The organism is Thiomicrorhabdus sediminis (assembly GCF_005885815.1).
Taxonomy (GTDB): Bacteria; Pseudomonadota; Gammaproteobacteria; order Thiomicrospirales; family Thiomicrospiraceae; genus Thiomicrorhabdus; species Thiomicrorhabdus sediminis.
This window is the reverse complement of the sequence record NZ_CP040602.1, coordinates 1,088,309-1,105,518: the sequence shown is the minus strand read 5'-3', so window position 1 is coordinate 1,105,518 and position 17,210 is coordinate 1,088,309. Positions and strand designations below refer to the sequence as shown.

At 47.6% G+C, this 17,210-nt stretch carries 13 protein-coding genes; 5 read left to right on the top strand and 8 right to left on the bottom strand.

The window, feature by feature from the left end; translation table 11 throughout:
* Positions 1–81: 81 nt before the first annotated feature.
* The 4 genes from lpdA to FE785_RS04985 all read right to left on the bottom strand — a co-directional run bounded on the left by lpdA (position 82) and on the right by FE785_RS04985 (position 6,956).
* Entirely contained in the window at positions 82–1,863 is a 1,782-nt protein-coding gene (lpdA, locus tag FE785_RS05000) for a dihydrolipoyl dehydrogenase (RefSeq protein WP_138564712.1), read from the bottom strand.
* A gap of 9 nt (positions 1,864–1,872) precedes the next feature.
* Positions 1,873–3,207, bottom strand: coding sequence for a dihydrolipoyllysine-residue acetyltransferase (gene aceF / locus FE785_RS04995; protein ID WP_138564711.1), 1,335 nt, complete (start codon positions 3,205–3,207; stop codon positions 1,873–1,875).
* Positions 3,208–3,344: 137 nt separating this feature from the next.
* The gene (gene aceE, locus FE785_RS04990) at positions 3,345–6,008 is read right to left on the bottom strand and encodes a pyruvate dehydrogenase (acetyl-transferring), homodimeric type (protein ID WP_138564710.1); all 2,664 of its coding nucleotides are present in this window, start codon (positions 6,006–6,008) and stop codon (positions 3,345–3,347) included.
* 456 nt (positions 6,009–6,464) lie between these two features.
* On the bottom strand, positions 6,465–6,956 hold the full coding sequence (locus FE785_RS04985) for an RNA pyrophosphohydrolase (RefSeq protein ID WP_138564709.1): 492 nt from the start codon (positions 6,954–6,956) through the stop codon (positions 6,465–6,467).
* Between the two features lie 345 nt (positions 6,957–7,301).
* Between FE785_RS04985 and FE785_RS04980 the strand changes: the two genes are divergently transcribed.
* A complete protein-coding gene (locus tag FE785_RS04980) occupies positions 7,302–7,958 on the top strand; it encodes a histidinol-phosphatase (protein ID WP_138564708.1) in 657 nt (218 codons plus the stop codon).
* Positions 7,959–8,033: 75 nt separating this feature from the next.
* Here FE785_RS04980 and FE785_RS04975 read toward each other — a convergent pair whose 3' ends face one another.
* The gene (locus FE785_RS04975) at positions 8,034–8,552 is read right to left on the bottom strand and encodes a flavodoxin (protein ID WP_138564707.1); all 519 of its coding nucleotides are present in this window, start codon (positions 8,550–8,552) and stop codon (positions 8,034–8,036) included.
* Between the two features lie 250 nt (positions 8,553–8,802).
* On the opposite strand from FE785_RS04975, the gene FE785_RS04970 reads away from it, so the two are divergent.
* Positions 8,803–9,018, top strand: coding sequence for a uracil-DNA glycosylase (locus FE785_RS04970; RefSeq protein ID WP_138564706.1), 216 nt, complete (start codon positions 8,803–8,805; stop codon positions 9,016–9,018).
* A 299-nt stretch (positions 9,019–9,317) separates the two neighbouring features.
* The gene (locus FE785_RS04965; RefSeq protein WP_138564705.1) at positions 9,318–11,333 is read left to right on the top strand and encodes a cache domain-containing protein; all 2,016 of its coding nucleotides are present in this window, start codon (positions 9,318–9,320) and stop codon (positions 11,331–11,333) included.
* A gap of 14 nt (positions 11,334–11,347) precedes the next feature.
* Here the strand turns inward: FE785_RS04965 and ampD are convergent, their stop codons facing one another.
* A complete protein-coding gene (gene ampD, locus FE785_RS04960; protein ID WP_138564704.1) occupies positions 11,348–11,986 on the bottom strand; it encodes a 1,6-anhydro-N-acetylmuramyl-L-alanine amidase AmpD in 639 nt (212 codons plus the stop codon).
* Positions 11,987–12,121: 135 nt separating this feature from the next.
* On the opposite strand from ampD, the gene nadC reads away from it, so the two are divergent.
* Positions 12,122–12,970: a carboxylating nicotinate-nucleotide diphosphorylase gene (nadC, locus tag FE785_RS04955; protein WP_138564703.1), complete on the top strand. Its 849-nt coding sequence runs from the start codon at positions 12,122–12,124 to the stop codon at positions 12,968–12,970.
* Positions 12,971–13,101: 131 nt separating this feature from the next.
* The gene (locus FE785_RS04950; RefSeq protein ID WP_138564702.1) at positions 13,102–15,123 is read left to right on the top strand and encodes a monovalent cation:proton antiporter family protein; all 2,022 of its coding nucleotides are present in this window, start codon (positions 13,102–13,104) and stop codon (positions 15,121–15,123) included.
* Positions 15,124–15,184: 61 nt separating this feature from the next.
* On the opposite strand, the gene pgeF is transcribed toward FE785_RS04950, so the two are convergent.
* Both pgeF and rluD read right to left on the bottom strand, forming a co-directional pair.
* On the bottom strand, positions 15,185–15,964 hold the full coding sequence (gene pgeF, locus FE785_RS04945; protein ID WP_138564701.1) for a peptidoglycan editing factor PgeF: 780 nt from the start codon (positions 15,962–15,964) through the stop codon (positions 15,185–15,187).
* A 36-nt stretch (positions 15,965–16,000) separates the two neighbouring features.
* Entirely contained in the window at positions 16,001–17,044 is a 1,044-nt protein-coding gene (rluD, locus tag FE785_RS04940) for a 23S rRNA pseudouridine(1911/1915/1917) synthase RluD (protein WP_138564700.1), read from the bottom strand.
* Between the last annotated feature and the right edge of the window lie 166 nt (positions 17,045–17,210).

Here is a 17,210-nt window from a genome sequence, read left to right as displayed (position 1 = left end):
CTCAAATTCGCGGCGGTGAAATGTGAGCTTACGAATAGTAAGTGACCATTTCACCAACAAAGAAGTTGGGCGTTTTAGACCCTATTTACGTTTTTTTGGTGGCATTAGGTCGGTGATTGTCCCCTCCGCCATCTCCGCCGCAAAGCAGATCGTCTCACTCAATGTCGGATGTGGATGGATGGTCAGCCCGATATCTTGCATATCAGCCCCCATCTCAATCGCTAGCATCGCTTCGGCAACCAGTTCACCGGCGTTAGGCCCGACAATACCACAACCCAACAAACGATGTGTCTTGGCGCAGAACAACGCTTTGGTCAGACCTTCGTCACGCCCCAGACTCAAGCTACGACCCGATGCCGCCCATGGGAAAGCACCTTTTTCATACTCAACGCCTTCGGCCTTAAGTTCAGTTTCAGTCTTACCAGCCCAAGCCACTTCCGGATCGGTATAAGCAACTGATGGAATCCCCATTGGCGTAAAGGCACTGTTCATGCCAGAGATCACTTCGGCAGCGACCTTGCCTTCGTGAACCGCTTTGTGCGCCAGCATTGGCTGACCAACGATATCACCGATCGCATAGATGTGATCAACATTGGTTTTCTGGCGTTCATCGACTTCGATAAAGCCCCAATCGTTGACCGCAACACCGGCTTTCTCGGCATCGATCAGTTTACCGTTTGGTGTACGCCCTACCGCAACCAAGATACGATCAAACGTATCGGTTTCCGGGCAATCCTTACCTTCGAATGTCACCACCAGACCTTCGTCTTTGGCTTCGACATTGGTGACTTTTGATTTTAGGAACACGTTTTCGTACTGCTTTTTGATTTTCTTCAATAGCGGCTTGGAAATGTCCTTATCGGCACCCGGAATAATGGTATCGCCCAGTTCGACCACGGTGATGCTCGCACCCAGTGAGTCATAAACCTGCGCCATTTCCAGACCGATAATCCCACCACCGATAACCAGCATACGTTTTGGTACTTCTTCAAGTTCCAATGCATCGGTTGAATCCATAACACGCGGATCGTCATGCGGGATAAACGGCAGTTTCACCACGCGTGAACCGGCAGCGATAATCGCTTTTTCAAAGGCGATGGTCTTGGTTGAACCATCAGCCATATCAACCGTGACGGTATTGGCCGAGCTGAACTTACCGTAACCTTGAACGACTTCAACCTTACGCGCCTTGGCAAGACCCGCCAAACCACCGGTTAGCTTACCGATAACCGAGTCTTTGTAAGCTCGCATTTTATTGGTGTCGATTTCAGGCTCGGCGAAAGTGATACCGTGCGCACCCATTTCGCGGGTTTCGTTCAGTACGACCGACATATGCAATAGCGCTTTAGACGGAATACAACCAACGTTTAGACAAACACCACCGATGTTTTCATAACGCTCGATCATCACCACTTTTTTACCTAGATCGGCGGCACGGAAGGCGGCAGTATAACCACCAGGGCCCGAACCTAGCACCAACACTTCGCATGTCATATCGGCAGGCGGTAAATCCGCCGCTGAGACCGCTTGTGGAGCTTCGGCCTGCTGAGCTGGAGTTGCTTCAGGCTTAGGAGCTTCGTGCGCCACGCTGTCTTCAACATTCGCCGCCACGGTTTCGGTATTGGCGATTTCCATGGTTCCGATAATCGAACCTTCAGAGGCCTTATCACCTACCGCCGCGGTCAGAGAAACAATTTTCCCGGCAAACGGCGCCGGAATTTCCATCGTCGCCTTATCCGATTCCAAGGTGACCAGAGAATCGTCCTGCGCCACTTCATCACCGGCACTAACCAGCACTTCAATCACATCAACTTCGGCAAAGTCACCGATATCAGGAATAACAATATCTACAATCTTGGTCATGGTCTTTCCTTAAAGAATCAGTTGGCGTAGATCAGACAGGTAGTTACCTACCGTTGTGGTAAAGCGCACACCTTCGGCACCGTCAATCGCACGATGGTCGTAAGACACGCTGAACGGCATCACCAGACGTGGTGCAAATTCGCTACCGTTCCAAACCGGCTGCATCTTCGCTTTAGAAAGCCCCATAATCGCCACTTCCGGCGCATTGACGATTGGCGTGAACTGAGTTCCACCGATACCGCCAAGGCTGGAGATGGTGAAAGTGCCACCGGCCATATCGGCAGGCCCTAGCTTACCGTCACGCGCTTTGGCAGAGATTTCCATCAAGTCTTGCGATAGTTCATAGATGCCTTTTTTATCGACATCCTTCACCACTGGCACCACCAAACCGTTTGGCGTATCGACCGCGATACCGATATTGTAGTAATGCTTTTTAATGATTGATTGGCCATCAGGCGATAGCGATGCATTGAAACTTGGGAAGTCCTGCAGTGCCTTGACCACCGCTTTCATCACAAACACCAGTGGCGTCAGCTTAATGCCCTGCTTCTCGGCGGCAGCTTTCTGATCCTTACGGAACTGATCCATCTCGGTGATGTCACACTCATCGAACTGCGTGACGTGCGGTACGTTCAACCAACTGGCGTGTAGGAACTTACCGGAAATTTTCTTGATTCGGCCTAACTCTTCGGTTGTGGTTTCACCAAACTTGCTGAAATCAACTTCTGGCACCGGAGGAATTCCCATTCCACCAGAAACTGCGCCGCCCGGAGCCGCTTTTTGACCGGACATAACCGCTTTTATCGCCGCTTCCACGTCAGTCTGCTGGATACGACCTTTTGGCCCAGTACCGGCAACGGTTGTCAGGTCAACACCTAGCTTACGTGCAAATGCACGTACCGATGGCGAAGCGTGTGAAGACGCGCCCATCTCTTGTGCATTGACCGGTTTTGACGCTGCTGCAATGGCCGCAGGTGAAGCCGCAGACGGCTGTGGCGCTGGCTCTTGTGCCGAATCCGGTGCTTGTGCTGGAGCTGGTGCCTGTGGTGCCGGAGCCGGTTCTTGTGGCGCTGCCGGCTTTTCTTCTGCCGGAGCTGCTGCATCGCCGGAAACTTCGACATCCATAATATAGGTGCCTTCGGAAACGCTGTCACCAATCGAAATCGCTACGTTTGTGATTTTTCCTGCCACAGGTGATGGGATCTCCATCGTGGCCTTGTCGGATTCAAGCGTTACCAGTGAATCGTCTACCGCTACCTCGTCGCCTGCTGCAACCAGGATTTCAATTACTTCTACTGCGTCAAAATCACCGATATCTGGGATCGTAATTTGTTGTGTCGCCATGTTTAAAATTCCTTTATTCGTGTTTAAGCTACTTATAAACACTCAAAAAAACCTGTCGAACCATACGGTTATGGCATTAGCTCACTAACCGTATTGTCAATAAAAAAGCCGTAGCGGGCTTGCTACGGCTGACATGATTAAGCGTGAGTCGGGAAAGGCTTATCGCTATCGATACCATATTTTTCAATGGCTTTAGCCACTACATCGGCCTTGATTGTGCCGGCGTCGGCAAGCGATTTAAGCGCAGAAACCACCACGTAATAACGGTTAACCTCGAAGAACTTACGTAGTTGCTCACGAGTATCGGAACGACCGAAACCGTCGGTACCTAACACATAGTATTCGCCTGGAACATATTGACGGATACGCTCAGGGTAGTCACGGATATAGTCGGTTGCGACAATAAACGGTCCTTCTGAACCTTCCAATGTTTCGGTAACATATGGTTTTTTCGCAGTCTCTTTAGGATGCAACGTATTCCAGCGAGTGACTTCCATACCGTCACGACGTAGCAAGTTGAAACTTGGTACACCCCAGATATCGGCTGCCACATCCCATTCGGATTCAAGCATTTCCGCCGCGGCGATAACTTCACGGAAGATTGTCCCTGACCCCATCAACTGCACCTTGTTCTTATGCTTGGCAGAAGAATCCTTGAACTTATAAAGCCCTTTCAGGATACCGTCTTCGGCACCTTCCGGCATAGCAGGATGCGAGTAGTTCTCGTTCATCGCGGTGATGTAATAGAACACGTCTTCTTTCTCAGCAAACATGCGCTTGATACCGTCACGGATAATCACCGCCATCTCAAACGCGAATGTTGGGTCGTATGTCATACAGTTCGGTACATGGTCAAACTGAATCAGGTTATGACCGTCCTGGTGCTGCAGACCTTCACCTTCAAGCGTGGTACGCCCTGCGGTACCCCCGATCAGGAAACCGCGTGCACGCGAGTCACCGGCTGCCCATGCCAAGTCACCGATACGCTGGAAACCGAACATTGAGTAGTAGATATAGAATGGGATCATGCTCACGCCGTAGTTGGCATAAGCGGTCGCCGCAGCCACCCAGTTCGCCATAGCACCAGCTTCGTTGATACCTTCTTCAAATACCTGACCGTTGGCCGATTCCTTGTACCACATCAACTGGTCCGAATCCATCGGCTGATATAGCTGACCGGCCGGATCGTAGATACCGACCTGACGGAACAGACCTTCCATACCGAAAGTACGTGCTTCATCAGGAATGATCGGCACAACACGTGGCCCCAAAGTCTTATCGCGCAATAGGATTGAGATCAGACGCACAAATGCCATCGTAGTCGACATTTCACGCTCACCAGTACCTTCCGTCAGCATTTTGAAAGTATCCAATGATGGCACAGGTAAAGCTTCGGCATTGTCCTGACGTGACGGCAAGGCTCCACCCAACTCTTCACGACGCGCACGCATATACTGCATCACATCTGAATCTTCCGATGGCTGATAGAAAGGAACCGGGCCTTTATCAATCTCTTCATCGGAGATTGGAATCGCGAAACGGTCACGGAAATACTTATAACCTTCGTTATCCAATTTCTTCTGCTGGTGAGCGGTGTTCGCCGCTTCACCGTAAGCACCCATACCGTAACCCTTGACGGTCTTGGCAAGGATTACCGATGGTTGACCAACGGTTTCGGTAGCCCGCTTATAGGCGTTGTAGATCTTACGTGGTGAGTGACCGCCACGGGTCAGACGGAAAATCTCGTCATCGGTCATATCGGCAACCAACTCGGCGGTTTCCGGGTATTTACCGAAGAAGTGCTGACGCACAAAGGCACCGTCTTTGGCTTTATAAGCCTGGTATTCACCGTCAGGCACTTCGCCCATACGCTCAACCAGCTTACCGGTTTTGTCTTTTTGCAATAGACGATCCCAACCAGACCCCCAAAGCACTTTCAGTACGTTCCAGCCGGCACCACGGAAGACACCTTCCAGCTCTTGGATAATGCTGTCGTTACCACGTACCGGTCCATCTAGGCGCTGTAGGTTACAGTTGATAACGAATACCAGGTTGTCCAGCTTCTCACGTTTAGCCAGCTGAATCGCACCACGTGATTCCGGCTCATCCATCTCACCGTCACCCAGGAATGCCCAGACCTTACGTCCGGTTGTTTCGGCCAAACCACGCGCTTGCATATATTTCATAAAACGCGCTTGGTAGATCGCCATTAGCGGTCCAAGACCCATCGATACCGTCGGGAACTGCCAGTAATCGGACATCAACCAAGGGTGCGGGTAAGACGATAGACCGTTACCGTCTACTTCTTGACGATAATTACGCAATTGTTCTTCGTTTAGACGACCTTCCAAGAAAGAGCGCGAGTACATACCCGGTGAAGTGTGCCCCTGGAAAAAGACCATATCGGCACCCTGTGGATGCTTAGGCCCCTTAAAGAAGTGGTTCATCCCTACTTCATATAGAGTACAACTCGATGCGTATGAGGCGATATGCCCACCCACACTGGTGTTTTTATTGGCACCAGATACGATTGCCATCGCATTCCAACGCAAAATCGCGCGAAGCTTTTTCTCTAAAGTCAGATCACCTGGATAATTAGCCTGATTTTCTTCAGCGATGGTATTGATATAAGGGGTGTTGGCTGAATACGGGATATCTATGCCGTGAACACGGGCTTTTTCGATAAGGCTGGCAATAATGTGCTGTGCCTTATCCGTGCCTTCAAATGATACAACGGCTTCTAGAGCATCGATCCACTCTTGGGTTTCTTGTGGATCTTGATCGACAAAATTCTCGCTCATACTAAAATTTTCCTCATGGGTTGGAAGGTTTCCTCAGGTGCTGGGTGGGCCTGAAAGGATCAGTTCAAATCGTTCATCACTTGAACTGCCAACATTATCTTGGGTTCCAGCTACTTAGTTTCCCAAGATCGTATTTTGCTTCTTCAACGCCCCGAACGAGAGGTTGTCGATTGATTGTTTTAACTGGCAAAATACGCAAATAAATTCTGTGAATCATAACATTTTTAAAGTAAAAATACAGGCTTCAAACATCACTAAAACGCCCTCTGACCGCCATATAATTCACTAAACGCATGATAATTAAACAATATAAATCGGTTTTTTTATCGATAAATCACATTTTTTGCTAAAAACTGTCACCTGCTCCGCCATCAAAGCAATTAAATGGCAAATTCAGCTATTTCGTTTCGCGCATAAAAAAACCCGTCAGCGACAAACTTAACGGGTCTTTATAATTTACTTTCTGTTTAGCCAAAAAGTTTCCAAGGTAGGCAGCAGTTCAGTCAACGCCTGATGATAGACCGCCTGTTTAAAACTGACCACCTCTTGAACCGGGCGCCAATAGTCGACCCAATCCCAATCCTCAAATTCAGGTGATTCGTGCTGGGTCAGGTTGATATTTTTGACATCACCTTCAAATCCCAACATAAACCAGATCTGCTTTTGACCGACACAGACAGGTTGACTGTAATGGCGAATCAGGTGTTTGGGTAAATCGTAGCTAATCCAGTCATCGGTTCTGCCTAAAACTCGCACATCGGACGGTTCCAGACCCACCTCTTCCTTTAGCTCCCTAAAGACGGCTTGCTGCGGAGTTTCATTTTCACGAATACCTCCTTGTGGAAATTGCCAAGCATCTTGTTGTATTCGTTTTCCCCAAAACAGCTTACCCTCTTTATTAACAATAATAATACCGACATTAGGCCGATATCCGTTTTCATCAATCATGTGAACCTTAAAATAAAATCTTTATATATGCGGTAATAGTGCCGAAAAAATCAGTTTTTTTCAATGTAAAATAGCGCCATGACGGCAATTAATTATCAATCCCCCTAAAAGCTAAACCAAAAGCCTCTGCGCTTTCATTGCTTTTTATCCGGATTCAACATCAATACGTAACAAAACCTATGAAAAACATTGATCCAATCGTTTTCCGTCAAGCAACTTGTATCAAGCGCTTAAATCCCTTAGCATTTGCGGCAAAACCTTAAATAAAAACGTTGATAAAAACATAGATAAATAAACATCTATATAAAAAGTAATACAGCAAAGCAATATAAAGAGAAGACAATTATGGCCCTGGCAATTTTTGATTTGGACAACACCCTGATCGCCAACGACAGCGATTACCTGTGGGGTGAATTTTTAGTCGATAAAGGCTATGTCGATGCCGACCATTTCCGTGAACAAAACGCCAAATTCTATGAAGACTACAAAAGCGGCAACCTAGATATCTTCGCTTACCAGCGCTTTGCTTTAAAACCTTTGAGCCAACAGAGCATGGAAACGCTGCATGAATGGCACAAGCAATTCATGCAGGAATATATTGAGCCGATCATTCTGCCCAAAGCCCAAGCCATGGTTGACCATCACAAAAACAATGGTGACCGCGTCATGATCATCACCGCCACCAACACCTTCATTACACGCCCTATCGGCGAGCGCTACGGCATTACCGAATTGCTCGGCACCGAAGGCGAAATTAAAGACGGCCGTTATACCGGAGAGGTTGCCGGCACACCGACTTTCCAACATGGCAAGGTGACCCGCTTGAACAGCTGGCTGGCAGAAAACGATGAGACATTGGAGGGCAGTTATTTCTACTCCGATTCGCATAACGATCTGCCCCTGCTCGAACTGGTCAGCCACCCAGTGATTGTCAATGGCGACGACAAACTGCTGGAAATTGCCAAGCAACGCGACTGGCCTTTAATGGATATGCGCCAATAGACATTGACGGCAGACATAAAAAAACCGCTTAAAAGCGGTTTTTTTACTGTTCAGATTTAAAAGACCAAAAATACGCTAGGCGATTCCCATCTCTTCTTTAACCTGTGCCACCCACTCGTCAATTCGCGAGTCGGTCATTTCAGGCTGCTGATCCTCATCAATACCAAGACCGACAAAAAACTCGCCGTCTTCGGTAACCGCTTTCGATTCATCAAATTCATAACCAGCCGTCGACGTATAACCGGCAGGAGTCGCCCCGTTTTCTACCGCGATATCGTGCATAAAGCCCATCGCATCCAAAAAATACTCGGAATAATCGGCCTGATCACCCAAACCAAAACAGGCGACGGTCTTACCGCTGAAATCGATACCTTTAAAATCCTCCCAGAAGTCATCCCAACTGCTTTGTAACTCACCGTAATACCAAGTCGGTTGACCCAGAATAATATTCTGATACTGGGCAAACTCATCTGCTTTGGCGGTAGCGATATCATGCACTTCGACAATATCCGCTCCCATCTTATCCTTGATCAAATCGGCGACACGTTCAGTATTTCCGGTATCCGTACCGTAAAACAGACCTACCTTGCTCATCTCTCACCCTTTAGTTTTTCTTTTTATCACTCGATTCTCGCAGCGCCATTCAATAAAACCCATTCAAATATCCTTGATGGTTTTTTCAGTATTGCCAACAAACCACCAATCAAAATAAGATTTACTAAATTGGCACTTCAAAGCGCAGCTTTTTCGCCTAAAAATCGAGTCTGTGGCACAATATTAGTAACTGTCGATAATCATAGCATAAAGCCCATAAACTCAAAAACCGCGAATAAAAGATAAATTGATGAAAGACAAGAAACCGATTGATTGCTTTCAATGCAAGAATTTTTATGTCACCTGGGATGCCAACGCGCCACGTGGATGCAAAGCCTTTGGCTTCAAAACCCGCCGTTTGCCAAGTGAAGTGGTATTTGAAAGCTCCGGTGAAGAGTGCTTAATGTTCAAGCCGAAACACCCTACGCCGCGCAAAAATCCTAAAAAGGACGGCTGGATTGCCTGATTAGACGGTGATCACACAGGTTTTTTCCTGTTTTTACCCGATTTAATCCAGGCTAAAATATTTGCTTCATAAAACACATGCTAACGCACTATATTAGGGCGCACCTTATCTTTACCAATAAGATAAAAACCAACAGTCAACCACAAGCCACTGAATTCAAATGATTTTTAAGTCCTAGCGTGACCAGTTACTTTTTGGCACGTTACTCGCTAAGAATTTTCGGACATTCCGCGTTTCATTGAAAACAACGAAACTTATTTAGAAAATTACAACGACGTAAAAAATAATAGTTATCACATATGAGCCACACAGCGCAAAACGATTACAAAGAATTCATCGATTACCTTCCCGAAGTTAAAGCCTATCTTGATGAACTGGATCATCAAGACCTATGGTGGAGTACGGTAGGCATGGTGGGTAAAATCAATAATGAAAACATCGACCCGCAACTGCTGGTCTCGATTGTCGAAACCCAAAAAGAGTTTCAAGGGTTGCGTGAAGTCATGATTGATGAACTGATTGGCCGCTACCTAAACCAAGCCAACAGTGAAATCAGCTTAAAGGCGCAGACCACCATCGATATCGTTATCCGCAACCTATTTGAGCGTACCGCCGATGTTGGCTTTTTGGCCACCGATGACGACTTGGTCGATTTTATGGCCAAGGAAGAAAATTCCGAGGATGAACAGCGATTTATCCATAATCGCATTGTCGAGTACGTCAAAAAATACACCGTATACAACGATGTGCTTTTGATTAAACCGAATGGCGACATCAAAGCCAAGCTCGATTTAAACAACCCTGTTAGCCATAGCCATGACCCGATTATTCAAACCGCGTTGACCACCAATGATGATTATGTAGAGCAGTACCGTCCTACCGATCTGTTCAATCAACAGAAAAACAGCCTGATGTATGCGAAAAAAATCATCAAACCTAATGTTCAAGGTAAAGATGAAGTGGTTGGCGTTTTATGCCTGAGCTTTAATTTCGAAGAAGAGATGAACGGTGTCTATAAAACCTTGGACAGCAGCAACCTATATGAACTGATGATTCTTGATGACCAAGGCACCATCCTTTCCTCCAATCATCCGGATGTCAACCGCGTTGGCAGTAGAATGTCGAATCACATTGAACAGTTTGATCGCCCGATGCGCATTGGCCAACAACTGCATTACGGTACCAAAACCAACGGTTACCAAGGCTTCTATGGTCTGCCGTGGTTCGGTTATGTCAAAATCAACAACCAAAAAGCGTTTGATTACGGCGATAACAACCAGGATCTAGGGGTTAAGATCCAACCGGATTCCCACCTTTACCTTAGAGATTTGGAGGAGTCTATCGTCAAGGTCAGTACCTTGCTGTTAATCGTCATCCTCAATGGTAAGATCATGTCGTTGAAACGAGATGTCAAGGCGTTTTTACCGATTCTCGACAGCTTCCAGAATATCAGTTTCGATATCCAGAATATCTTTACCCGCTTTATCCACCATATCCATCAGGTTCTGGTTGATACCATCCAGAAAAAAGCCGCTTTCAGTGCCGCGCTTGCCGTGGAAATCATGGACAGAAACCTTTATGAAAGAGCCAACGATTGCCGCTGGTGGGCGCTCAACAGCACCTTTAGGCAACTGCTGACCAAAAAACTCTCCAGCGGCAGCTTGGAATCGACCGAAGTACAAAAATTGACCGATATCCTGTCTTATATCAATAGCCTCTATACCGTTTATACCAATATCATTCTGTATGACAAAAACGGTGTGATTCTTGCGGTTTCCAATCAGGCCGAAGGCCACCTTGTCGGAACCAATATCCCACGAGGCAATGACACCACGCGCTGTTTAGGCTTAAAAGACACCCAGCATTATGTGGTTTCGGATTTTCATAAATCCTCACTTTATGAAGACCGTTATACCTATATCTATCATGCCGCGGTGAAAAGCTGGGATAACATGGACACCAATGTTGGCGGTATTGCTCTGGTGTTTGACTCGGAACCGGAATTCCGCGCGATGCTTGATGACACCGAACCGAAATACATCAATGAGGCACTCAATGAAACCACTTTCAGTATTTTGGTAGATCGCGCCGGCATGGTTATCGCCAGCAGCAACGACGATATCAAAATCGGTCAACAACTCAAGCTACCACCTGGAATATTGGCTGCCGAAAATGGCGTCAGCGATACCATTTCTTACAACTGGGATGACAAACCTTACATCATCGGCTTTAAAGTCAGTGAAGGTTATCGCGAGTACAAAAACGGAGACGGCTATGACAATGATGTCATCGCCTTGATGTTAACCGGGGTATAAAACCGGCTTGGGATTTATACCAGTAGTTCAGGTCTTGCAATCTTTGGTTCCGCGACTAAGCGAGCCAAAGAGTTCCACATAAAATACTCACCCGGATCGGTCTTGCGTCCCGGAGCGATATGACTGTGGCCGACCACAAAATGCTCATGCAAACTGGGATAAGCTTGCCATAAAGCCCTAATCAACTTCGCCAGAGAGTCATATTGTGATGCGGTATAAGGAGTGTGATCGGTGCCCTCCAGCTCGATACCGATGGAAAAATCATTACAGCGCTGACGGCCTTGAAACTGAGAAACTCCGGCATGCCAGGCGCGCTGATAAAAAGGAACAAACTGAATCACCGAGCCGTCACGACGAATAAAAGCGTGAGCAGAAACACGCAAATCCTTAATCGCTTCATAATACGGGTGCTCATCACCATCCAATAGGTTATGGAACAACTGCTCGACACCCGCACCGCCAAACTGATTCGGCGGCAAACTGATACCGTGGACCACAACCAGCTCCGGGACATTGTCGCTAGGCCTGTCATCACAATTCGGGCTTAATTGAACCTGAACACCATAGCCGGGAGCCAATAAACCGTTTTTAGGATCTAGCGAAATCTCGATTTGCGGTTCTTCTTCATCATAAAGCGTGGCTTGGCTATTCATTCTGGTAATTAGCTCCTAAGTCTGGTTGATTACTCAAACGGGTTGTCTGTGGTTATAATACCCCCCATTAATAAATCGGCGCAATGTAAACACCGCGCCCATATCACAGACCAATATAACTGATATAAGTCGATTATGAACGATATTAACTATTTCGAAAACATTGAAGCCACCGTTGCCGCCGCACTCAAAGAAGATATTAAAACCGGCGATCTTACCGCCGATTTAATTCCTGATGGCATTCAGGCCACCGCACACATTATCTGCAAAGAGAAAGCCATTATCTGTGGTCGCCCCTGGTTTGATGAAGTCTTTCGCCAAATCGATGAAGAAGCGCATATCGAATGGCTTTGCGAAGAAGGCGAAGCGGTGCATGCCAATCAACACATCTGCACCATCACCGGCTCGGCACGTAACATCCTTACTGCCGAACGCAGTGCACTGAATTTTTTACAGACATTATCCGGCACCGCAACAACTACCGCCGAATATGTCGAACATTTGAATAGCCAACACACCAAACTGCTCGATACACGTAAAACACTGCCGGGGTTACGTTTGGCGCAAAAATATGCGGTCGTTTGCGGCGGTGGAAAAAACCACCGTATCGGCCTGTTTGATGCGATTCTGATCAAGGAAAACCATATTATCGCGGCCGGCGGCATTGCCGAAGCGATCGGTTTGGCGAAATTCAAACATCCGGGCAAGACCGTTGAAGTCGAAACCGAAAACCTCGAAGAGGTGCAGCAGGCGCTGGAAGGTGGTGCCGACATCATTATGCTCGACAATTTCGAGCTGGAAATGATGCATGAAGCAGTCAAGCTGGTCGATGGTCGCGCCAAATTGGAAGTCTCCGGTAATGTCGAGCTGATGCATTTGGCGACTTTGGCCGAAACCCAGGTTGACTATATCTCTACCGGGGCGATTACCAAGCACTTGCAGGCAATCGACCTATCAATGCGATTTAAAATGTCAAAAGCCTGATTTTTGCGCAGCGTTTCTATAAACTAGTGCTATAGAAAGAAATTATTCCATTCAATAATGACAAATAATGACCGGCCGCCTTAAAAGCACCGGTCATTATCGTCAACTTATTCGACCATAGAGAGAATAGTGTGCAAGACCACCTGCTGATAAATATTGTTTTACTGCTGATTGCCGCCGTTATTACAGTTTCCATATCACGCCGACTCCACTTCCCGCCTATTCTTGGCTATATCATTGTCGGGATTATCGTCGGGCCCCACGCTTTCGGTTGGATCGATAAAGAGGAAAACATTGAACTGCTTGCCGAATTCGGTATCGTGTTTTTGCTCTTCGGTATCGGGCTTGAATTCTCTTTTTCACAAATGGTCGCGATGCGTAAACAGGTGTTCGGCCTGGGTACCGCACAGGTTTTAACCACCGCAGTGGTTATCTACCTTATTGGCCACTTCGCCGGATTGGATGCCAATACCAGTATCGTCATTGCCGGTGCCTTCGCGCTTTCTTCCACCGCGATTGTTATCAAGCAGCTTACCGAACAGTCCGAGATACACTCGCGCCACGGCCGCTCGACTGTCGGTATCCTGATTTTCCAGGATATTATGGCGATTCCGTTATTGATTCTGATTCCGACACTCGCCATGTCCGGTGGTGAAGAAAACGCTTTGACCTGGGCTTTGGGTATCGCTTTCTTCAAAGGCGTTTTGGTGGTCATTATTATGCACGTGATCGGTAAATACATGCTGCGCCCGCTATTTCATGAAGTGGCATCGGCCAAGTCTCAAGAGCTTTTTACCCTGACCGTTTTAACCGTTGCCATCAGTGCCGCCGCCTTTACCGAAGAGATGGGCTTATCGATGACTCTGGGCGCATTTTTGGCCGGTATGATGTTAAGTGAAACCGAATACCGCCATCAGATCGAATCCGATATCCGCCCTTTCCAGGATATTTTACTTGGCCTGTTCTTTGTCACCGTCGGCATGATTATCTCACTGGAGATTCTGTTTAATAACTTCCTGATGATTATCGGCCTGACCGTGGCGATCATTTTCGTCAAAGGGGTCATCCTTTACAGCATCTCCCGTGTTTTCGATAAAGAACCCGGCGTTTCAGCACGTATTTCGCTGTCGCTTTCTCAGGTTGGTGAATTCGGTCTGGTATTGATGACGCTGGCATTTACCTACAAGCTGTTACCCGAAGAAGAAGGCAATATTTTGCTCACCGCTGCGGTCATCAGCATGGCCATAGCGCCATTTATGGTTAAGTTCAACGGCCATATCGCCAGAATGCTGCATAAGGACTCCTATAAGGCCGACCACAATGAGATTGCCACCACCATCTCCGAAGATAACAAACACATCAGTGACCATGTCATTCTCTGTGGTTTCGGTCGTGTCGGTCAAACAGTAGGTCGTTTTCTGCATTCATCAAACCGCGCTTTTCTCGCTTTGGATATGGATATCAAACGTGTCCATGAAGCGCGTGCCGCCGGTGAACGAGTCTATTATGGCGACGCTTCCAAACAAACCATTCTTGAAGCCGCCGCTTTACGTAAAAGTAAAATCGTCATTATCACCTTTAGTGATTTTCACGCCTCGATGAAAATCCTCAAGACCATTCGCTCCATGGACCCGGACATTCCGGTGCTGGTGCGAACCCTTGATGACCAACATGTCAATGAACTGACCGAAGCCGGTGCCAATGAAGTGGTGCCGGATACCTTTGAATCGAGCATTATGCTGGCTTCACACCTGCTGCTGATGATTGGACATCCGCCCAGCCAAGTGTTGAAACAGACCCGTAACATCCGTAAAAACCGCTATCAGACTCTGGCTAACTTCTATCCGGGTGAAGGGGATAATCCGCTGGAACAGCATCAGGTCATGAAAGGGATTATTCACAGTATCCATCTTGATGAATCGACCTATGCGGTGGCGAAAAAACTGAAGACTTTGAAATTGAAGCGTTTCGATGTCAATGTCGATGCGATCAAGCGCGGACATGTCCGTGGTGAGAACCCATCTTCAGAGACCACTTTGCGCTTGAACGATCACTTGGTAATCAGTGGCTTGCCGGAAGACATCAAGCGTGCCGAGAAGTTCATTAAGACCGGTAAATACACCAAGAAATCCCACGCTAAATACGCGCTTTGATTGCGCTGAGGTTTGATTAAGACGTTATTGCTTTGGTGTGACGGTTTTATGGTGCTTTAAACTAGTTTTCCAGCCAGATCAAACTTGCCATACGCCCGGTGCGCCCGTGCTGGCGATAAGAATAAAAACGCTTGTCGCCAAAGCTGCATAGCCCACTTTGACTGATTGCTTCAGCGCCAACCCCCAAACTCAACAATTCCTGCTCGGCAAGCCTGGGCAGATCGGCCATATATTTGATTTCATCTTGGTTATTGTCGCCATCAAGCTTAAAAAAACATTGGCCATTGTCGGCTGATTTTTCCACAAAGGCGGCATACACCTCTTCGCCGACTTCAAAAAACTGTTGCGAAATAGCCGGACCAATCCACACCAACAACTTGCTTGGTGCAACCGGTAATTGCATCAATGTTTTGCTGACAATCCCATTCGCCAGCCCTTTCCAGCCGGCATGAATGGCGGCGACACAACTGCCGTCCACATCCGTGACCAGAATCGGCAAACAGTCCGCGGTCATCACACAACAAACCACCCCGCTTTCCGTGGTCCAGCTGGCATCGGCAATCGGCGGGCAGGAAAACTCCAGCAACCGGTTTAATTGAATGGCGTTAGGGGTGTGTTGTTGATCCAACCAGACCGGTTCTGCAGGTAAAGCCAATTGCTCAGAGAGGATTTCACGGTTGGCCTGCACCGAGCCGGGTTCATCACCTACATGAGTGGCTAGATTGAAATGATCGTAAGGTTTGTCACTATGCCCTGCAGCAAGGCGTGTGGTACAGAGAGCTTTGATATTTTGCGGTGCCGACCATTGCGCTCGGATAATGGATTTTTCAAATTCATGCATACAGTGGGTACTCTTTAAACTTGCGCTTAATCGAAATTAATCGGGAATATCCTCATCTGTCACCCACTCTACTTCAACACCGTAGTCATAATCAAATTCATCATAACCCCACTGCTGTGCATGGAACTCCTCGACGTCTTCACGCAATACATCGATCAGCTCAAGCATATCTTCCGGCATCGGCGCTTTCCATTTCATGGTTTTACCGGTGGTTGGATGGGTAAAACTCAAAGCACCGGCGTGCAGCGCCTGACGATCGAAACCACGCAACACCTCGACAAATTCCGGCAACATCTTGCGTGGAATTCGGAAACGCGAGCCATAAACCGGATCACCTACCAGAGGATAACCAAGATGCGACATATGCACGCGAATCTGATGAGTACGTCCGGTTTCAAGCTTGACGCGAACACGGGTATGTTCTCTAAAATGCTCCAACACACGATAGTGGGAAACCGCCGGTTTACCACCCATCGCACGTACCGCCATTTTCTTGCGGTCATTCGGGTTACGCCCGATCGGTTTATCGACACTACCGCCTTGCTTCATAATGCCGACCAAAACCGCATCATAGATACGTTCCACCGCATGACGCTGCAGCTGCTCGACCAGATGTGTCTGCGCCGGAACCGTTTTCGCCACCACCATCAAACCGGAGGTATCCTTATCCAGGCGATGGACAATACCGGCACGCGGAACTTCACGCAATTGCGGATAATGATACAACAAAGCATTCATTAGGGTTCCGTCCGGATTACCCGCTCCCGGATGCACGACCAAACCGGGCGGCTTGTTGATCACCAGCACCGCATCGTCTTCATGCAGCACATCGATACTGATAGCCTGCGCCTCGACTTCGGTGGCATTTTCCAGTTCAGCAAGCAGCTCGACTTTTTCGCCCCCCAAGACCGCATGACGAGGTTTCTTACAGATAACACCGTCAAGCGTGACATTACCGTCTTTGATCCACTGCTGGATACGGTTACGCGAATAATCGGAAAATAGCGGCGCTAAGGCAACATCAAGTCGTTGTCCCATTGCATCATGTGGAATTTGTGCGCTTAAAAGTTGCTGAGTCAAAATGACACCTTTTTAAAAATGAATACTCAATTAATATGGAGGCAAAGCCTGATAAATCAAGGCTTAAGCATGAGCAAAAAAGTTTTTTGGGAATTTTTCGTAGCAGGACTCGTGTAGAACACGCTTTATGATACAATCATGCCAATTCCATGCTAAATAATCAGGT